Genomic DNA, 21,384 nt, shown 5'->3' with positions numbered 1-21,384 from the left:
CAATAATTTCATAAAGAAAATATGTTGCAGATATAAAGTACAAATATAAATTGACCTCCGCGGATAGAATGGTATGCACGGTGGTGTGATCAGGAGCTATATATACTAACTATTTAGCTCCTAATCTATTTAACATCAATAAGTTTACCGTGTACAACAGTGCGAGCATTATTAAATTCATAACTACAGGTAGATAAAGTAATAATTTTTTCAAAAGAAGAAGCCTCAAGTTGCGATTTATATAATGATTTATTGCAAACATCTTTAATATAGTTTTCAAAATCCATATCATTTTCGAATTTAGTTATTAAATAATCATATTCGACACTAGTATAATAAACAGAAAATACTTCATAGATATATTCTGTATCATCTTTAAAGACCCTAATCTTATTATTTTGTGAAAAAAACTCTTCATCTTTAAAATTCTCTAGTTGGGAGAACATTGTATCATTTTTCATGTTGTGTCCATAGATAATAGTGTTTTTATCATTTTCATATGTATTACGATAGTCCATAAAAATACACCCAGAATCTAGTTTATTTCCATAAAAATCTTTATACAGATAAAAGTAATTATCTTTTCCTTGGACAACAGGATAATCGATATTAGTATTATCAACACTTACCCAAAATCTAAAGTCATTATTAAGATGAGATAAGTCTTCTTTTATAGTTTTATCTTCATTTGAATCAATATAGTTAGACTGACCTAAATAAGTGTCCTTCAGCTCATTATAGGTATCATTAGCCATTTTATACTCATTAAACTTTATGTAAATGTTGTAACTGCAGTAAAGAATAATAGAGACTAATACTGTGTTAATGATAGTTTTAGAAAATTTTCTCATCAAATCACCCCATATACCAAAATTAAGTTATATTAAAGTATAGATATTTAGATAGAGAATGTAAATAAAAATAATTTATTATAGAAAGAAATAAATTAGAGGATATTTTAGAATAATATCGAAAAATAGAAATATATGCTAGGTAGAGTAAGGTGATGGAATTATTCATTTTACACAGATAAATTAAGATAGGAGTTTTGATGTGAAAAGATTAACTTTAAAGATAGCTACAATAGTAATAGCAATATTAATGTTTATTACTAATACAGTATTTATTTTAGCAGAAGATAATGGAGATGGTAGTGGAGGGGGTCAAGGAAATCCATTAGAACTAAGAAATCATTCAATTAGCAATGGACAGACAAATGTAAGCGTAAACACTTCGATAAGTTTAGAATTTAGCAAAAATGTAATCAATGCATCTGTAAAAGTAAATAATATGGGGTGTTTTAGCTTAAAGGACGACTATGGAGCTAGTCATCCTATTAATGTTATAATGGCTGATGATCAAGTAGAACCTGATAAAAAGAGGATTATTACCATTAGTGTAGCGACTCATCTTAAGGAAGGAACAAATTATACATTATTTATTTCTAAAAATATTAGATCAAAAAGTGGTGACAATATGATAAATGATATAAGGTTATCATTTACTACAGATGGAAATCAAAAAGAAGAACAACCTATAAAGCCAGAGGAACCTAAACCTTCACAGCCAAGCACTTCTACAAGTAATACACAGGAAAATACAAGTTCTTCTAATGACGATAAGGATCATACTAAAAATGAAATAGCAGATAAAGAAAGTGCTAAGAATGACGTGAAAGCAGAAAATGATAATGTTATAGATAAAAGTGATAATGAGGATGAAACAAGTAGTGAGGAAAGAGTAGAAAATTTAGTGGAAACTTCAAAAGATAACAATGTTGAAAATAATAAAAGTTATAATGCTTTAACCATTTCTTTAATAATAGTAGTAGTTATTATTGGAGTAGGAATATACCTATATATGAAAAAGGTAAAAAAATAATATGAACAATGGTAAAAAAAGATTATATATACTGTTTATTTTTACAGTTATTGTATTTTTTATAACAATATGTATTGGAAGATACGAAATAGAATTAGAAATGGTAGTTAAAAGTATGTATCAAGCAGTATTTAATGTTGATATGAATATTCCAAACGACATATACACTGTTGTAATTGAACTTAGACTTTCTAGAGCTATTCTAGCTACACTTGTTGGAGGTTCCCTTGCAGCTGCTGGTGCGGCATTCCAAGGATTATTTCACAATCCGCTTGTATGTTCAAGTATACTTGGGATATCATCAGGAGCAGGATTTGGTGCGGCACTATCAATTATTTTGTTTACTACAACAGCATTAACGCCTGTTTTTGCATTTTTCTTTGGGATATTAGCAGTTACTCTTAGTTATTTTGTAGGAAGGATTTATAAAAATACTACTAATATCACTTTGGTACTTGGAGGCACTATTGTAAGTAGTATGTTCTCTGCCTTATTACAACTTATGAAGTATGTTGCTGATCCATATAGTCAGCTACCATCTATTACATTTTGGATGATGGGAAGCTTAGGATCAACAAAAAATCAAGATATTTTTATTTATGGAATACCAATGGTAATGGGAATGATAGGACTTTGTATATTGGGCTGGAAAATAAATGTGTTATCAATGGGAGACAGAGAGGCTAAATCATTAGGGGTAAATGTAGATTTGAATAGATTGTTAGTAATAATTTTTGCAACTTTGGCTACTGCTGGTGCAGTATGTGTAAGTGGAGTAGTTGGATGGGTTGGACTAGTCATTCCTCATATTGGTAGAATGATTAATGGAACGGATAATAAAATATTATTACCAACTAGTATTCTATTAGGTAGTTGTTTTATGTTGATTGTTGACACTATATGTAGAACTCTTACTGGAGCAGAGATACCTTTAGGTATAGTGACAGCTCTTTTTGGCGGGCCATTTTTCATATATCTATTAAAGACAACTAAGGGGGCAAATTGGTAGATGGGGATATTAAAAATAAATAACATAAGTTTTTCATATGATAAAAAACAAATATTAGAGGATATATCTTTTAGTGTAGGTGAAGGTGAAATATTTTGTATAGTTGGTCCTAATGGATGTGGCAAATCTACATTATTAGACTGTATTATAGGTGTTAATAAAATAGATTCTGGAAGTATTATCCTTCAAAATCTAGATATAAATAAATATAAGTACAGTGAGGTTGCAAAATATATTTCTTATGTTCCACAATCACATGTAAAGAGCTTTCCATACAGTGTGAAAGACATTGTACTAATGGGTAGAACACATAGCTTTGGATTTGCTTCAAAACCGACTGTAGAAGATAAAGAAGAGGTAATAAATGCTCTAAAAAAAGTAGGAATTGAAGAACTAAAGGATAGAGCATATACATCATTAAGTGGTGGAGAACTTCAGCTTGTTATGATTTCAAGAGCTTTGTATCAGAATTCAAAAATAATAGTTATGGATGAACCTACTGCACACTTAGACTTTTTTTATGAAAATAAAGTATTAAAAATTATTTCAAACTTAGTAAAAGAGGATAACATTTCAGTAATAATGGCTACGCATTTTTTAAATCATCCTTTTTATTTTGAAAATGAAAAAATAAAAACCACTGTGGGTATAATGAATGATAAAAGAATGTTATTTAAAGGCAGGACATCAGAAACTATGACAAAAGAAAAATTAAACCAAGTTTATAATCTTAATGTTAACATAAGTCAGTTTGAGTATAAAGGAAAGACATATAAACAGGTTGTTACTTTATAAATAAAAAAGGGAATGAAGAGATGGGAAGAGAGTATACTGATAATAAAAATATAAAGTTAAAAATTATATTGATGATTATATCGTTGATAATAGTGTTAACGGGCTGTACAAAATCTTTAGATGATCGTAGTGAAATAAAAGAAACAAAAACTGTAATTGACTGCATTGGAAGAGAGGTTGTGGTTCCTAAAAATCCTCAAAGGGTAGCTATTCTATATGCATACACTGGACATGTGGCTACCTTATTAGGTGAAGAAGATAATATTGTAGGGCTAGTAGAAGGTTTAAAACGAGATGTTCTTATGCAAAGAAAAATAGAGAATATAAATAATATTAGCGTCCCCTATAACTCAGGAATAATAAATATAGAAGAACTTATCAAAATTCAGCCAGATGTTGCATTTGTAAGAATGTCAACTGTACAAAATGAGGGAGAAGTTGAAAAGTTAAATAAGGCAAATATTCCTTTTGTAGTAGTAGATTATACAAATATTGAAGAGCAAAAGAAATCTATTAGAGTGATGGGAGAAGTATTAAACAAAAAAGAAGAAGCAGAAAAATATTTAAAATTTTATGAAGATATATTAAATCTAGTTAAAGAGAGAACGTCAATTCTAAACGATGATGAAAAGATAAGAGTGTATCATTCTATAAATGAAGCAGTTAGAACTGATAGTAAGGGAAGTATAGGAGATGAAATAACATCTATGGCAGGACTTATAAATGTATCTACAGATGAAGAATTAAATATTTCAGAAGGCTCTGCTTACTGTACACTAGAGCAAATATATAAGTGGAAACCAGAAGCCATTATTGTTAATGAAGTTAGTGTGAAGGAATACATGTATACAGATAGCAAGTGGACAGGTTTGGGTGCAGTAGAAAATAAGACAGTATATAATTTACCAGTTGGGATATCAAGATGGGCACATCCAGGCTCACTAGAAACACCAATAGCAACACTATACATAGCAAATTTATTTTATCCAGAACTATTTGAAGAAATAGACATTAGTAAAATTACAAAAGATTACTATAGAGATTTTTTTGGACTTGAACTAAGTGTGAAAGATATAGAAGCAATATTATCAGGAGAGGGAATGAGATTAGAAAAAGATAATTAGGGGGGCTTGATATGAGGATATTAATTTGCATTGATGATACGGATAATTTGGAAAGTATTGGAACGGGTCATCACGCACAGAGTCTAAGAGTTAAGATTGAAGAGAATAATTTAGGTAAGACATATTTTATATCTAGGCACCAACTGTATGTGCATAGTGATGTGCCATATACATCTCACAATAGTGCTATGTGTTTTGAAGCAGATGTTGAAGAAGCAAATATAGGGGAAATAATAGAATTAGCTAAAAAACATTTGGTTGAAGTAAGTGCAGATGGGTCAGACCCAGGTCTTTGTGTTGTTGCAAAAGAAAATATTAAAGAACCTGCTAGTCTTATTGCTTATGGAAAAAAAGCAAAGTGTAGTTTGTTAACAAAAAAAGAAGCTTACGAAATGGCACAAAGTCAATGTATACATCTATCTGAACATGGTGGAACAGGTCAAGGTGTGGTAGGAGCTCTCGCAGGTGTAGCACTTAGATATTTTGGAAATGACGGTAGAGTAAAAGGTAAGGTAGAAATAGGTAAGAAAGATGATATACTAACTGTAAATCAAATTAAGGCCATTGGTAATTTTGATAGAGTTGTAACTTTAGATGGAATTGAACTAAAAGGTGAAATAAAATTGACTCTTAGTGAAAGTAAAATAAAAACAGTATTATTAGGATGGAAAAATACTTTATTAGTAAAAAATGTAGAGGGAGTATATTACACTCTAAAAAAAAGTGAGCATAAGTGCTACTAATATATGAGAAATTAGTTAAAATATTTTTTAAAATTATGCTGATGATTAATTAAAATCATATATATAACAAATATAGGGGGAAGATATGAAAAGATCATTAAAAAAATTAGTATGCATTCAAATGGTGTTAGGACTTACAATCCTGGGAGGAACATCTGTATTTGCAGACCAAAGTGAACCATTAGAATTAACTAGCTCTTCAGTAGCTAATGGAGCAGTGAATGTCGCTGTTGATGAGCAAATAGACTTAGTATTCAACAAAAATGTAAATGGAAGTGAAGAAATAATAGCTAACAATAAAAATTGTATTACTCTAGTAGATGGAGAGAGTAATAATGTGAATATTGATGTAATATCAACTTTAGCAGGTAAAGATGCTCCAGATGCAGTAAAAAATACAATATCTGTAAAGCCTTTAGAAAAATTGGAAAATGAAAAAGAATATACATTAACTGTATCAACAAATTTAAAAGCTAATAATAAAAACCAAAAACTAGAAGCACCTGTAGTAATAAAATTTACTACTGCTATTGTAAGTACACCTGAAGAAAAACCTGAACAAAAACCAGAAGAAAAGCCAGAACAAAGTACTGAAACAAATAAACCAGCAGTAGAAAACCCTCAAACAGGAGATTCTTTAAGTATCGGAATGTCATTAGGTATGATAGCTTTATCATCTGCAGGGTTAATAGGATTAAATTATAAAAAAAATAGAAAGTAATTACTTAATTAAAAGAGTGTATACATATTATAAATTATTAAAATATGTATATGCTCTTTTATTAATTTCAGGAACATAGAGAAAATTAAGTAATAAATATTATTATATGGTATATCCAACCGAATATTAATTATAAGGAAGCTAAAAATGTAAAGATGAGTTGTTATTTAATAATATTACATATTAATATATATAAACACTAAAACTAACTAAAAGCATAATATATTGACATTAATCTTCTATGTACTATAATAATAAGGTAGGTTAAAATTGCATAATCTATGATAATAAGAATTTATTAAATTGTTTATATAGATTGAAAAATAGAGGAGTGAAATAATATGTGCGGATTTGCAGGATTTGCAGACAATATATTAAATAAAGATGTTGTATTAGCAGAAATGATGGATGCAATTATCCATAGAGGACCTGACCAAAAAGGTGAGTTTATAGATGATAATGTTGCATTAGGTTTTAGAAGATTAAGTATAATAGATGTAAATAATGGGTTACAACCTTTATACAATGAAGATAATAGCATGGTTTTAGTTTTTAACGGAGAAATCTACAACCATAATGAATTAAGAGATGAATTAAAAGCAAAAGGACATGTATTTAAAACTCACACTGATAGTGAAGTATTAATACATGGATATGAGGAATTTGGAGAATCATTAGTAGAAAAATTGAGAGGTATGTTTGCCTTCGTAATATATGATACAAAAACTAAGAACCTTTTTGCTGCTAGAGACCACTTTGGAATAAAGCCATTCTACTACTGTGAAGTAGATAATAATGGACAACCTGGTTTATTATTTGGTTCTGAAATAAAGAGTTTCTTAAAGCATCCTAACTTTAAAAGAGAAGTTAATAAAGATGCTCTTAAGCCTTACTTAACTTTCCAATACTCTGTTTTAGATGAAACATTCTTTAAAGGAGTATTTAAGTTAAAACCAGGACATTATTTAACTTATAAAGAAGGTAAATTAGAAATAAAGAAATACTGGGATATTGATTTTAATCAAGAAAACATAACTCTAGAGCAAAGTATAAAGAAAATAGAAGATGTAGTTGAAGAATCTGTTGAAGCTCATAGAGACAGTGAAGTACCATTAGGTTCATTCTTATCAGGAGGAGTTGACTCAAGTTATATAGTATCATGCTTAATGCCTGAAAAGACTTTCTCTGTAGGTTTTGCTCAAGAAAAGTTTAATGAATCTAACTTAGCTAAAGACCTATCTGATATGTTAGGAATAGAAAACGTTCAAAAAATAATAACTCCAGATGAATGTTTTGATAAATTATCAACAATACAATACCACTTAGATGAACCACAATCTAACCCATCAACAGTACCACTATACTTCTTAGCAGAACTTGCTAGAGAGCACGTTACAGTTGTATTATCTGGAGAAGGTGCAGACGAAATATTTGGTGGATATGAATGGTACGAAGATGATGCTAAATTAAAAAAATATAAAAAGCTACCAGGATTTATAAGAAAGCCAGCTGCATCAATAGCTAAAAAAATGCCTCAATTTAAAGGTAGAACTACAATAATCAGAGGTGGAAGTCCTGTTGAAGATTATTTCATAGGACAAGCTTTAATATTTGAAGAAAATGAAGCTAAGGATATATTAAAAGATGCATATACTAAGTCACCATCAGTAAGAGAAATAACTAAACCAGTTTATGATAGAGTTAAAGACCAAGATGATGTAACTAAGAAGCAGTATCTAGACTTAAAATTATGGCTGCCAGGAGATATATTATTAAAAGCTGATAAAATGAGTATGGCACACTCTATAGAATTAAGAGTTCCGTTCTTAGATAAAGAAGTTATGAAGGTAGGAGAAGCTATACCTACAAAATATAAAGTTAATGAAGAAAATACAAAGTTTGCTTTAAGAGAAGCAGCTAAAAATAAATTACCGGATGCTTGGGCGAAGAGAGAGAAGAAGGGATTCCCTGTTCCTATAAGATTCTGGTTTAAAGAGGAAAAGTACTACAACTTAGTTAAAGAAGCTTTCACTGCTGATTATGCAGCTGAATTCTTTGATGTAGATAAGATAGTAGCATTACTTGATGACCATTATAATGGAAAAACAAACAATGCGAGAAAGATTTATACAATTTACTCTTTCTTAATTTGGTATAAGAGATTCTTTATAGATGAAAAAGTAGCAAACTAATAAATTCTGTTGAAGTACCTATGTAGCATATCTTAGATATTGTTGCATAGGTATTTTATGTTGATTTAGAAAATGTAATTGTAACATGAAAGAAAGGACAGCATACTATGTATAAATTTAAAGGTAATGATCAGGATACGATTAATAGGCAGAATAAAATTGCGACTATAGGTGTTATATCAATAAGTAGCATCTTTATAGTCTCATATTTTATAGGATTGCATTTATTATTGAATCCACAAGTTATTAGACCTTATGATATATTGATTTTTATTAGAATTTTTTCTGTTGTATTAGCATGTTTAGCCGTTGCAAGTTGTATCTTATGTTATATGAGCAATAACAAAGAAGAAGTGTTTATCATATCGTTGATGTATATTGTATTTATAGTAGATATAGCCCTTGGAAATTTCGATAGTATGACTCTTACTGATTCAGTCATTGATATAAATATATATATTACTATAGCAACATCATTAATAAGGATTAGTATATTAATGATTCTTATATTACCATTTGAAAATACAAGAAGATTAATAATAAACAATAAATTAAAATCATCGATATTTGTATTAATACTATCTTTAATAATATCATTATTAAGAAGTAAAGAAATAATATTTTTAGGTATTCAAACAAAGGAGCAATTTATATTATACAATGCATTTCTTATAGTAGTATACGTTATATTCTCTAGTAGGTTTATTACCAAAAGTTTTAAACAAAAAGAATATATTTATTCAGTAATAAGTGCAAGTATCTTTTTCTTTGCTATAAAGGCAGCATACGCAATAGTTGGTTCTCTATTTCCAATAGTAAATCTTAAATTAATGTCATTATCAATAACATATATAGGGTTTATTGTTTTTATAGGAGGGGTATTAACTGAACTTGCTATGAGTATAAAAAGAAATAAGCGGCTAAAAGATGAGATAAAGATCTTCTATAATTTAGTAGATGAAAGTAAAGATAGTTGTATATTAATACTAGATGAATATGAAAATATTAAATATGTAAATAAGACTGTAGAAAATTATATGAAATACATGTTTGATACTGATGTATTAGAAGTTGAAGAGGCATTTATTAAGCATAAGAATGAGCTAGATAAAGACTTTATAGATAAAATTAGAAATGATGTAAGAACACTTGGCTCTTGGAAAGGTGATATTAAAATACATACTGAAGATATAATTATAGACTGCTTTATTCAGAATATATATACTTACGATGGTAAAGTACATACTGCATGTATGTTCAAAGATATATCACAAAAATTAAGAACAGAAAAAAGATTGATAGAATATGAAAAGATAAAAAATCATGAAACAATAAAAAATGAATTTTTTGCAAATATCTCTCATGAATTAAGAACACCACTAAATATATTTTATTCGACTATACAATTGCTTGATATGAAGAGTAAAGATACATCAAATAACTTTGTTGAGGTTTATAATAACCATAAGCAGTGCTTAAAAACCAATTGTCAAAGAATGTTAAGACTAATAAACAATATATTAGATATAACTAAAATTGACGTAGGTTTTACTATACCGAAATTTGTTAATTGTGATATTGTTGCTCTTGTAGAAGACATAACATTATCTGTTATTAACTATGCTAATCCAAAGGACATATCAATAATATTTGATACAGAAATGGAAGAACATAAAATAAAGTGTGATCCAGCAATGATTGAGAGAGCTATGTTAAACTTACTATCTAATGCAATTAAATTTACTAAAGAAAATGGAAATATATTTGTAAGTATGCATTATGATAAAGAATGGGTTCACATTAGAGTAAAAGATGATGGAATTGGTATTCCACTTGAGATACAGGGAATAATTTTTGATAGATTTATTCAAGGAGACAAGTCTTTAACTAGACTTAATGAAGGAAGTGGAATAGGGCTTAGTATTGTAAAGTCAATAGTAGAATTAAATGGTGGAGAGATATATTTAGAAAGTGATGAAGAGAATGGAACGGAATTTGAAATATTGCTTCCAAATAGAATGCTATTAGATGATAACTTAGATGAAGAATCTATATATGAAATTGATATTCAAAAAATAGAACTTGAACTTTCTGATATATACAAGCTATATGAATAAAATGAAATTTAATTGGGGGAAGAAATGACTAAAAATTTAAAATCAAAATTTATTAGTTTTTTACTGATAGCAACATTAGCTTTAACGGGGTGTAGCAATAATATTAGTAAAAAAGAAGAAAATATAAGTGTACCAAAAGATGTAGTTTTAAATAATTCAAGTGAAAACAATCAACAAGATAACAACATATCTGATTGTGTTGTGACTTATATAAACACAGGAAATAGCGATGCAATATTGATAGAACAAAATGGAAAATACTTATTGATAGACTCAGGAGATAATGATGATGAGTCTTATATGGTAAATTACTTAAAAAATAAAAACATATCTAAGTTAGATTACTTTATACTTACACATTTTGATGCTGACCATATAGGCGGAGCAGATAAAATAATTGACAATATGGATATAGGTAAGTTATTTGTTCCAAATGGAGATGCAGATACTAAAACGTATAGAGATTTTATCCAATCATCAGCTAACAAAAATGTATATCCATCTGTACCGCTAGAAGGTACGAAATTCAATTTAGGAAGTGCCGTTTTTGAAATTTATAATACCGATGGTGGAGAGAATAAAAATGATGATTCATTAGTTGTAAAAATAACTAATGGAGAAGATGTTTTTGCATTTATGGGTGATGCTGGGCAAGTTATAGAAAATAAGATAGTAAATAAGCTTGGAGATGTAGATGTTTTAAAGGCAGGGCATCATGGTAGTCATACTTCGAGTGGATATGATTTTGTTAAAGCAATAGACCCGGAATATGCAATAATATTAGTAGGAAAAAATAATAAGTATGGCCATCCTCATAAGGAGACTATGGACACTTTTGAAAAACTTAACATAAAAGTACACAGAAGTGATGAATGTGGAGAAGTTGTGTTTAAGTCTAGTGGGAATGGGGTATCTACAGATTGTAGTAATGGAAGCTATAGTATTGGAGAAAATAGTAAATATAGCGAAAGTTCTAATAACGACCAAACCGTTAATGACAAAAAAAGTGAAGAAGTAGTAAAAGATAATCAAGTTATTGCAAATAGTTCTACTGTTTATTGGACTCCAAATGGATCTGTATACCATACAACACAGAATTGCTCTACATTATCTAAGAGCAAAAATATATTAAATGGAACAATAGCAGAAAGTGGCAAACCAAGAGTTTGTAAAAGCTGTGGTAATTAATAAAAAAGTTGACAAAATTAGTCAAAGGTTTATAATGAAAGTATAATAAAATATAAAATTAGCTAGGGGAGCCATATGGCTGAGAGGATAATCCGACCCTTATACCTGATCTGGATAATGCCAGCGTAGGAAAGCTTAAATATAAACGTAATGAACATTAAAGATATGTTGTATTTGTTTGTAAGTAAAAGCTATACCTACCTGGGTATAGCTTTTTTTACGTATTAGGAAATTATAACAGCTAATTTTAGAATAATTATTAGGGGGAATAGAAAATGTTTAAATTAATTGAGAGAGTTAAAGAAGTGAATCCGCTAGTATTGCATTACACAAATTATGTAACAATAAATGATTGTGCAAACACTACTTTAGCGGTAGGTGCAAGTCCATTAATGAGTTCATCATATGAAGAAGTGGAAGATATTGTTAGCGTCTGTAATTCTGTAGTAATAAATATTGGTACAATGAATAGTGGACTAGTAGATTTATATGTTTTAGCAGGAAAAGCTGCAAATAAATATAATAAGCCTGTGATCTTAGATCCTGTAGGAGTATTTGCTACTAAAGCTAGAACAGAATTAACTAACAAACTTTTAAATGAAGTTAAGTTTGATGTTGTCAAAGGAAATGTAGCTGAAATTAAGTTTATAGGGGGATTCGATGTAAACGGAAAAGGTGTGGACTCATTTGATGATGAGGTAGATGCTACAGAGATTATAAAAAAAGTTGCTAAAAAGCTAGAATGTGTAGTTGTGGCAACTGGTAAAGTAGATATAGTTACAGATGGAGAAGAATTATACAAAGTAGAAAATGGTGATGAGAAGTTAAAGAACATAACTGGTACAGGATGCATGACGGCAAGTTTAATAGGTAGTTACTTACCTTGTAGTGAAAATAAGTTAGAGGCTGCAACTATGGGTGTACTTACAATGTCATTATCAGGTGAACTTGCAAACAAGCAAAATCCGCCTATAGGAACTTTTAGAGTCAACTTAATGAATGAAATATATGAACTAAATACAGAAAAGTTAGAAAAATATTCTAGATTACAAAAAGCTTAGATAATAGACTGGAGGAGATTAAATTATGTTATTTACGGATTACCTATTTGAAGGAAGTAGAGATATATGGGAGGCTTACTTAGAGCATCCGTTTTTAATAGAACTTGCAAAGGGAAATTTAGATAAAGAAAAGTTTAAAGACTACTTAATACAAGACTACTTATATCTAAAAGAGTATGCAAAGGTATTTTGTATGGCTGTTGTAAAATGTAAAACATTAAAAGAGATGAGAACTTTTTATGATGGTGTAGATGGAATAATAAATGACGAAACCGCTACTCACATAACTTACCTTAAAAACTTTGGAGTGGATATTGAAACACTAGAAAGTTATGAATATCATATGACAAATGAAAGTTACACTAGTTATATGAAAGGTATTGCTATGACTGGAAGTGTTCAAGAAATAGCAGCTACAATATTACCATGTACATGGAGCTATAGTTTTATAGGAACTCGTTTAAAGGAAAAGTATAAGGACTCATATGAAGATAACTTCTTTAAACCTTGGATAGAGACATATAGTAATGAAGGATACACTGAATTTACTAACTTATGGATAGATTTTACTAATGAATTATGCAAAGACTTAAGTGAGTCTGAAAAAGAAACATTAAGAACAATATTTAGAAAATCAAGTATTTATGAGATGGATTTCTGGAATATGGCTTACGAAGGAGGGTGTAAATAGTGAATACTGTATTACTTATTTTATGTTTAATTCCATTGATATACTATGTTGTGAGCATGAGAAATTACAAGTTTACAACTAAAGAAATGGTTAGCATTGCTATGTTTAGTGGTATTAGCTATATGTTATCATTAATACCTATTATCCAATACCCGCAAGGTGGGGGGATAAATATGTTTTCTATGTTGCCTCTCCTATTAGTATCATTACTTTATTCTAGGCAGGCAGGGCTTACAGCTGGATTAATAACAGGAGTTATTAGTATGTTAATAGGTGGATATATTATGCATCCAGCTCAAGTAATATTAGATTATATACTTCCTTATATGGCTTTAGGTCTTAGTGATATATTAGGAAAAGATGATAAGAAAAAAATTATATTTGGTTGTTTAGTAGCAGTATTATTAAATGTGTTATCTCACTTTTTATCAGGTTATATATTCTTTGGTCAGTTTGCTCCAGAAGGAATGGGACCAGCGTTATATTCATTCTTATATAACTTCTCTGGTCATGGTGTAGAAGGAATTTTATGTATAGTAATATTATCTGTATTACCATTTAATAGGCTAAAGCAATTAGCAAGATAAATAATGGCTCTCTCAAAGTTGTATTTGAGAGGGCTTTTTTACGTATAAGGAAATTATGATAGATCATAATCTTTGTATAATTTATGCAACTAAGTGATACCAATAAATTAACCTCTAAGTAAAAAAGATTTTTGAGCAACGGGAGAAGTAGTTGGCTACATGAAGTGATTCACAGACGTAGTCGCTCAAGTGAAGCGAGTTTTTGTTTGAAAAAATTTGATATTATGTTAGTATAGAAGGATGATTGTACATAATAAAACTAGACTTTAATTTAATGTAAAGGTGAGTTAGAGATATGAATATTACATCAAGACAGTTAAATATAATAAAAATATTATTAGGAAGTAGCGAGACTATTAGCAGTATGGCTTTAAGCCAAGAAATAGGATGTTCTACTAAAACTATTCAAAGTGAGATAAAAGATATTAATAAACTTCTTAAAAACGGAAGAATAACATCTATAAGAGGTGTTGGTTATAAAATTGAAGGTAGCATTGATGAATTAAATTTAGATAGAGATGTTTATAATGACATTGGTAGAGTGCAGTACATATTAAGAGAAATGTTTAAAATAAGTAGTCAAAAAGAAAATACTATAAGACTTGAAGATCTAGCTGATTCTATGTATGTAAGTCTTTCAACAATTAAGAACGATATAAAAGAAGTGAAAATAATTTTTGATAAATACAATATTGAAGTAGCAAAAAAACATAAACAAGGGTTATATTTAAATGCTGATGAGGCAGATATTGTAAAAGCTATAGTTGATATTTGCAATAAAAAAGAATATGAGATAAGTGTAAATGATTTTCTTATAGATGATATAAAAAATAATATTTTTGCAATAAAAAAAATCTTATTAAATTCTTTAGAAGATGAAAAATTAATAATAACTGATGCAGAGTTTAAAAATATGTTTAACTACATATTAATTAGTTTAAGTAGAAATAATACTAATGAAAAAGAGAAATACATTAAAGAAAGTGTAGTTACTTATAAAAAACTAAGAGCATTGATAATTAACAATGATGAAAATAAAGATAAAATAATTAATTCTATAAAAGAATTTTGTAAAAACTTGAAAGTAGCAACATCAATTGATATAAGTGAAGATAAGGTATTTGAAGAGTGTTTATATAATCATATAAGTAATATGGAGAAGAAATTAAAACTGGGCATAAATCAATCTTCAATTAGTGCAGTAGAAATAAAATTAAAATATCCTTTTGCTTTTGAGCTAGCTAAAATTGCTAAGAAAACCATAGAAAAACATTTAAGTATAGACATTAGTGAAGATGAAGTAGCAAACATTGCTCTTCACGTTGGAGGCGCATTAGAAAGAGCTTCTTATAATGATGAAGAAAAAGTACTAAAAACAATTATTGTATGTACATCAGGAATAGGCACTTCCATGCTTATAAAAGCAAAACTAGAAAATATTTTTAAGGATAAGCTAGAAATTAAAAAAATTATACCTTCATACTTGATAGATTATATCAGTGCAATAGATATAGATTTTGTTATTTCTACAGTTCCATTAGTAATAGAAGATATTCCAGTTATTAATGTATCTCCTATGCTTACAGACAAAGAAATAAAAAAGATAGAAAAATACATAGAAAATAAAAAAATATATGAAGACATAGAAATAAAGAATTTATTTGATAAAGAGATATTTTTTACTAATATTAACTTAATCAATAAAGACGAGATTATTGACTTTATGTCCAATGAATTACTCCAAAGAGGATATATAGATGAAGAAATGAAGAATTCCTACTCTGAAAGAGAGAAAATAGCTACTACAGAAATAGGAAATATGGTATGTATACCTCATGGAGCCAATGGAAAAATATATGAGAGTAAGATTGCTGTTGGAATATTAAAAAAGCCTGTTAACTGGGAGCTAGGTGAAGTAAGGTTAGTTATTATGTTAGCAGTAGACAAAGATAAAATATTAGATTATGAAGATTTATTTTTAAATATTTATCGTAGAGTAGACTCAATAGCTAAAGTAATAAGTATATGTGAAAATAAGAATTATGATAAGTTTTTAAATATGTTTAAGTAATTAAGATAAATTTCTCTTTTGATTAAGGGAAATTTTTTGACTTTTAGGGAAAATGATTTCAATGTATTATAAAGATAAGAAATGAAGAGGAGCGAAAAATATGATATATACAGTGACTTTAAATCCTTCAATAGACTATGTTATAAAATTAGATAACTTAAATACAGGAGATATCAACAGAGCAAGTGAAGAATATGTATATCCAGGCGGAAAGGGTATTAATGTTTCTTTAATATTAAAAGAACTAGGATATAAAAGTACTGCTTTAGGATTTGTAAGCGGATTTACAGGCCAATATATAAGTGATATCTTAAGAGAAAAAGATTTAGAAGCTGATTTTATAAAGGTTAAATCAGGTTTTACAAGAATAAATGTAAAAGTAAAATGTAATGAAGAAACTGAAATTAATGGTCAAGGACCAAATATATCAGAAGAAAATTTAGAAGAATTATATTCTAAAATAGACAAGTTAACGAGTGAAGATATTTTGGTACTAGCGGGAAGTATTCCATCTACACTTGATGAAAAGCTTTATGAGAATATAATGAGTAGAATTAAAGAAAAAAATATTAAGGTAGTAGTAGATGCAACGAAAAATTTATTACTGAATGTATTGAAATATAATCCATTTTTAATAAAGCCAAATAACCATGAATTAGAAGAGATGTTTGGTGTAAAGCTAAAAACAATAGACGATATTGTAACTTATGCTAAAAAACTTAAAAGTTTAGGGGCTCAAAATGTTCTAATATCTATGGGTGGAGAAGGTGCCTTATTAATAACGGAAAATGATGAAGTGTTAAAAAGCTCAGTAGCAAAAGGTAGTGTTAAAAACTCAGTAGGTGCAGGAGATTCAATGGTTGCTGGGTTTATAGCAGGATATTTAAACAGCAATAAGTATGAGGAAGCCATTAAATTAGGAGCTGCAAGTGGAAGTGCAACAGCATTCTCTTATGATTTAGCAGCAAAAGATTTTATAGAGGAACTAAAGCCTCAAATAAAAGTTGAAAAACTAAGTTAATAAATAATGACATAAATAAAAATACAATACAGAAAGGAATTACTGACAATGAAAATAGTAGATTTATTAAATAAAAAGTCTATAAGCTTAAGTCTAAAGCAAAGTAGTAAATTAGAAGTTATAGATAATCTTGTAGCATTAGTAAATAATAGTGGAAACTTAAATAATAAAGAAGAATATAAAAAAGCAATATTAGCTCGTGAAGAGCTAAGCACTACAGGAATAGGAGAGGGAATAGCAATACCTCATGCGAAAACTAGCGCAGTAAATAATGCATGTATCGCAGCTGCAGTATGTAAAGAAGGAATAGATTATGAATCTTTTGATGGAAGTTTATCAAATTTATTCTTTATGATAGCTGCACCAGATGGAGCAAATAATACTCACTTAGAAGTATTATCAAGATTATCAACAATACTTATGGATGAAGAATTTAGAAATGATTTAATAAATGCTAAAAGTGAAGAAGAATTTATAGCGTTAATAGATAAAAAAGAAATAGAAAAATTCCCAGAAGAAGAAGTTGTAGAAGTAGTTAAAGAGAAGAAATCGGAATACCCAACAGTACTTGCTGTTACAGCTTGTCCAACAGGTATAGCTCATACATTTATGGCTGCAGAAAGCTTAGCAAAAATGGGAGATAAAAAAGGAGTTTCTATAAAGGTAGAAACTAATGGGTCTTCAGGAGCTAAAAATATATTAACTAAAGAAGAAATAGAAAATGCAACTTGTATAATAGTAGCAGCTGACAAGAAAGTTGAAATGGCTAGATTTGAAGGCAAGAAAGTGATAATTACTAAGGTTGCAAATGGAATACACAAAGCAGATGAATTAATAGATAGAGCTTCAAGAGGAGATGCACAAATATATCATCATAGTGGAGCAAATGATGCAGTAGAAAGCAACGAAGAAGAATCTTCATTAAGAAAAGTATATAAACATTTAATGAATGGTGTATCAAACATGTTACCATTCGTTGTAAGTGGTGGTATATTAATAGCTTTAGCATTTTTATTTGATGATTATACAATAAACCCAGCTAACTTTGGTTCAAATACTCCTTTAGCAGCATTCTTAAAAGGAATAGGAGACTTTGCCTTTGGATTTATGTTACCGGTACTTGCTGGATATATAGCATACTCTATAGGAGACAGACCGGCTCTAGTTGTAGGTTTTGTTGGTGGTGTAATGGCTAAAGAGGGTGGAGCAGGATTTTTAGGTGCTTTACTTGCAGGTTTTATAGCAGGATATTTAGTTGTTGGACTTAAAAAAGTATTTAGCAAGTTACCTCAGTCTTTAGATGGTATAAAGCCAGTATTATTATTCCCACTGTTTGGTACACTTTTAATAGGTATAATAATGACATTTGTTGTAATGCCTCCAGTAGTTGCTATAAATGATGCAATGGTATCTTTCTTAGCAAGTCTTGGAGATAGCTCTAAGATACTATTAGGATTAGTGCTTGGTGGAATGATGGCTATAGATATGGGTGGTCCTATAAATAAGGCGGCATATGTATTTGGTGTAGCATCGTTAGATGCAGGTCAATTTGAAATAATGGCAGCTGTAATGGCTGGTGGTATGGTTCCACCACTTGCAATAGCATTAGCTACAACATTCTTTAAAAATAGATTTACAAGAGAACAAAGAGACTCAGGTAAAGTAAACTATGTAATGGGATTATCATTTATAACAGAAGGTGCGATACCATTTGCAGCAGCTGACCCACTTCATGTAATACCAGCATGTGTAGTAGGTTCTGCAACAGCAGGAGCATTAAGTATGTTATTTGGTGCAGCACTTCGTGCACCACACGGTGGAATATTCGTAGTTCCAGTTGTATCAAATCCATTAGGATATTTAGGTGCAATAATAATAGGTTCAGTAGTTGGAATGTTATTATTATCAATATTAAAAAAGCCAATAGATAAAGAAGCATAATAATTTAAGCATGAATTCAAAAGAATTCATGCTTTTCTGCGTTATTATTACTTTCTGTACATAAATATTAATAGAGCAAGAATTTATTAATATTTAAGAGAGAAGGTATAAAAAATGAAAAAAGGTTATTTATACATTGGTTTAACAACAATTTTATTTAGTACCATGGAAATAGCACTAAAGCAGATAGGCCGTAGTTTTAATCCAATTCAACTTACATTAAGTAGATTTTTAGTGGGAGGATTAATACTGCTACCATTTGCACTAAAAAATATTAAAGAAGAGGAGATGCAACTTAGCATAGATGATATAAAACAGTTTGTACTACTTGGATTTATGTGTGTAGTAGTTAGTATGAGTTTGTATCAAATGGCAGTTGGAAATACAAAGGCATCAGTAGTAGCGGTATTATTTAGCTGTAATCCTGTTTTTACAATGATGCTTGCTTATTTAATATTAAAAGAAAATATAAATAAATATAATATTTTATCCTTATTATTGCAGGTTATTGGAATAATTGTAATAATAAATCCATTTAACGCAAAACTAAGTATATCAGGGATTTCATTAACATTACTATCTGCAATAACATTTTCAATTTATGGAGTATTTGGAAAAAAACTTTGCTCAAAACTTGGAGGTTTAGTAGTTACATGTGGAAGTTTTATATTAGGAAGCATAGAAATGTTATTAATAGTCTTCTTAGGTAAAGTAGATTTTATATCAACCTACATATCAAAAACACCATTATCAGTATTTTCAGAAGTACCATTACTTCAAGGATATTCATTAGAAAAATTACCTTACATAGTATATATCTATATTTTTGTAACAGGAATAGGATTTATGCTATATTTTAAAGGAATGGAAGAAAAATCAGCATCAATAGGCTCCCTAGTTTTTTTCTTCAAACCAGTATTATCACCAATACTAGCCTTTCTTATATTAAAAGAAATAATACCAATAAACATGATAATAGGAATAATATTTATAATAATAGGAGCAATATCATCAATACTACCCAAAATATTAAATGAAAGATTATCAACTATAGAAAATATTGAATAGTATCTTACCTAGCGTCTACACCAAAAGATGATGTTAATTAAGTTTTAGCAAAATAACCAGCGGAGGTTGGATAAATAGGTTCAACTGACATTTGCAGGCCCGCTCTTGGACTGCATGGAAGTGAAACTATTTATCCGACCGGAGCGGTATTTTACAAAAAAACTAATTAACATCATCAATCACATCCATTTTTGAGCCACCATATTCTACGCCAGTATTTTTACCAATACCTTTAAATATAATATTGCCACTAGCGATATCTTCTAATATCATTTCAACAGTTCCAGATAAAGTTTCTTTTACCAGAGGAATCATATGGCCATTTTTAGGAGCCATGCAGAGCACAAAATCAGAAAGGTCTGTCTTAGTTTTTAATGTTAATTGCAAATTACCTTTAGCTGCCACCAACTCAACATCTTGACCAAGACTTTTTAAAAGCAGTTTACTGTTATTGATAGTAGTAAAACTAATAAATTTACTGTTAATAGTAACTCCAATTAAAAATCCTCTAAAATCCCTTATAGGAAAAGGAATTGTAGCTAATGAGCAAGTAACACTAACGCTTTTATTTTCAAAACTATTGCTTTGAATCCAAATCCAAGACTTAGGGAAACTCTTACCCCAATTTTTTTCTATATATACTTTTCCACCTGTAAAATCAACAATCTCTCCATCTATTTTTAAGGATCCTTCTATTTCACCATTAAGAGCGCACACTTGGCTATAGCACTCCATAAACAATAGGTAGTTATAAAATCCCATACTACCTGGATTAACTATAGAATCTGGCCAAGATATAATATTTTTTAAATTAAGGGTACCTTTAATTTCTTTAGCTTTACCACTCCTATTGTAATCTAAGGATAGGTGAATTTTATCTAAGGAAAAAACATTGGATTTTATATTAACATTAAAATTATTATTGTTGTATCCAAAGGATTTTTCATCGAATTTTAAATACTGGTAGCTATTATTTCTACCATCAACTATTTGAATAAAACTATGGTTTTGACTAATATTTTGACCTAAAGCTATGCCAGGAATAAAAGCAAATTTATATAAACTATTTTTATCAACTATTTTAAAATACCAACCTTCAAAGAAATTACTTTTCTTCTTAGCTCCATGATATAAATTGGGATTAAGTATTGTTTTCATTTTTTACCTCCAAATA

At 29.1% G+C, this 21,384-nt stretch carries 18 protein-coding genes and 1 riboswitch; of the genes, 16 read left to right on the top strand and 2 right to left on the bottom strand.

Translation table 11 applies throughout. From position 1 onward, the window contains the following. Nucleotides 1-125 precede the first annotated feature (125 nt). Nucleotides 126-851: a class B sortase gene (gene srtB / locus ACI48P_RS12105; protein ID WP_475216029.1), complete on the bottom strand. Its 726-nt coding sequence runs from the start codon at nucleotides 849-851 to the stop codon at nucleotides 126-128. A gap of 202 nt (nucleotides 852-1,053) precedes the next feature. Between srtB and ACI48P_RS12100 the strand changes: the two genes are divergently transcribed. From ACI48P_RS12100 to ACI48P_RS12025, 16 genes are all read left to right on the top strand, one after another. Beyond that, nucleotides 1,054-1,881, top strand: a complete 828-nt coding sequence (locus tag ACI48P_RS12100) for an Ig-like domain-containing domain (protein ID WP_475216027.1) — start codon at nucleotides 1,054-1,056, stop codon at nucleotides 1,879-1,881. A 1-nt stretch (nucleotide 1,882) separates the two neighbouring features. Continuing rightward, the gene (locus ACI48P_RS12095; protein ID WP_475216026.1) at nucleotides 1,883-2,890 is read left to right on the top strand and encodes a FecCD family ABC transporter permease; all 1,008 of its coding nucleotides are present in this window, start codon (nucleotides 1,883-1,885) and stop codon (nucleotides 2,888-2,890) included. Next, complete coding sequence (locus tag ACI48P_RS12090) at nucleotides 2,891-3,685, top strand: ABC transporter ATP-binding protein (RefSeq protein WP_475216024.1); 795 nt, start codon at nucleotides 2,891-2,893, stop codon at nucleotides 3,683-3,685. It abuts the gene before it with no gap. Nucleotides 3,686-3,705: 20 nt separating this feature from the next. Then, nucleotides 3,706-4,809 carry an ABC transporter substrate-binding protein gene (locus tag ACI48P_RS12085; RefSeq protein ID WP_475216022.1) on the top strand — a complete coding sequence of 368 codons (1,104 nt, stop codon included), beginning with the start codon at nucleotides 3,706-3,708 and terminating at the stop codon, nucleotides 4,807-4,809. Nucleotides 4,810-4,820: 11 nt separating this feature from the next. Next, a complete protein-coding gene (locus ACI48P_RS12080; RefSeq protein ID WP_475216021.1) occupies nucleotides 4,821-5,552 on the top strand; it encodes a hypothetical protein in 732 nt (243 codons plus the stop codon). Between the two features lie 85 nt (nucleotides 5,553-5,637). After that, entirely contained in the window at nucleotides 5,638-6,273 is a 636-nt protein-coding gene (locus tag ACI48P_RS12075; RefSeq protein ID WP_475216019.1) for an Ig-like domain-containing domain, read from the top strand. A 341-nt stretch (nucleotides 6,274-6,614) separates the two neighbouring features. After that, a complete protein-coding gene (gene asnB, locus ACI48P_RS12070; protein ID WP_475216017.1) occupies nucleotides 6,615-8,465 on the top strand; it encodes an asparagine synthase (glutamine-hydrolyzing) in 1,851 nt (616 codons plus the stop codon). A gap of 107 nt (nucleotides 8,466-8,572) precedes the next feature. Next, nucleotides 8,573-10,582, top strand: coding sequence for a sensor histidine kinase (locus ACI48P_RS12065; RefSeq protein ID WP_475216015.1), 2,010 nt, complete (start codon nucleotides 8,573-8,575; stop codon nucleotides 10,580-10,582). Nucleotides 10,583-10,606: 24 nt separating this feature from the next. Further along, a complete protein-coding gene (locus tag ACI48P_RS12060) occupies nucleotides 10,607-11,770 on the top strand; it encodes a ComEC/Rec2 family competence protein (RefSeq protein ID WP_475216014.1) in 1,164 nt (387 codons plus the stop codon). A 54-nt stretch (nucleotides 11,771-11,824) separates the two neighbouring features. Continuing rightward, nucleotides 11,825-11,919: riboswitch (TPP riboswitch) on the top strand. A gap of 126 nt (nucleotides 11,920-12,045) precedes the next feature. Then, nucleotides 12,046-12,831 carry a hydroxyethylthiazole kinase gene (thiM, locus tag ACI48P_RS12055; protein WP_475216012.1) on the top strand — a complete coding sequence of 262 codons (786 nt, stop codon included), beginning with the start codon at nucleotides 12,046-12,048 and terminating at the stop codon, nucleotides 12,829-12,831. Nucleotides 12,832-12,856: 25 nt separating this feature from the next. Then, on the top strand, nucleotides 12,857-13,522 hold the full coding sequence (gene tenA, locus ACI48P_RS12050) for a thiaminase II (RefSeq protein WP_475216010.1): 666 nt from the start codon (nucleotides 12,857-12,859) through the stop codon (nucleotides 13,520-13,522). Further along, entirely contained in the window at nucleotides 13,522-14,109 is a 588-nt protein-coding gene (gene thiT / locus ACI48P_RS12045) for an energy-coupled thiamine transporter ThiT (RefSeq protein ID WP_475216009.1), read from the top strand. The genes tenA and thiT overlap by 1 nt, the downstream gene beginning before the upstream one ends. 295 nt (nucleotides 14,110-14,404) lie before the next feature. After that, on the top strand, nucleotides 14,405-16,180 hold the full coding sequence (locus ACI48P_RS12040; RefSeq protein WP_475216007.1) for a BglG family transcription antiterminator: 1,776 nt from the start codon (nucleotides 14,405-14,407) through the stop codon (nucleotides 16,178-16,180). A 100-nt stretch (nucleotides 16,181-16,280) separates the two neighbouring features. Then, nucleotides 16,281-17,201, top strand: coding sequence for a 1-phosphofructokinase (pfkB, locus tag ACI48P_RS12035; RefSeq protein ID WP_475216004.1), 921 nt, complete (start codon nucleotides 16,281-16,283; stop codon nucleotides 17,199-17,201). A 48-nt stretch (nucleotides 17,202-17,249) separates the two neighbouring features. Further along, nucleotides 17,250-19,142, top strand: a complete 1,893-nt coding sequence (locus ACI48P_RS12030) for a PTS fructose transporter subunit IIABC (protein ID WP_475216000.1) — start codon at nucleotides 17,250-17,252, stop codon at nucleotides 19,140-19,142. A gap of 114 nt (nucleotides 19,143-19,256) precedes the next feature. Beyond that, entirely contained in the window at nucleotides 19,257-20,210 is a 954-nt protein-coding gene (locus ACI48P_RS12025; RefSeq protein ID WP_475215998.1) for a DMT family transporter, read from the top strand. A gap of 162 nt (nucleotides 20,211-20,372) precedes the next feature. Here the strand turns inward: ACI48P_RS12025 and ACI48P_RS12020 are convergent, their stop codons facing one another. Next, nucleotides 20,373-21,368, bottom strand: coding sequence for a tocopherol cyclase family protein (locus ACI48P_RS12020; RefSeq protein ID WP_475215996.1), 996 nt, complete (start codon nucleotides 21,366-21,368; stop codon nucleotides 20,373-20,375). Between the last annotated feature and the right edge of the window lie 16 nt (nucleotides 21,369-21,384).

The organism is Romboutsia sp. LXY-2, from assembly GCF_056171995.1.
This window is presented reverse-complemented; position numbering and strand designations above follow the sequence as displayed.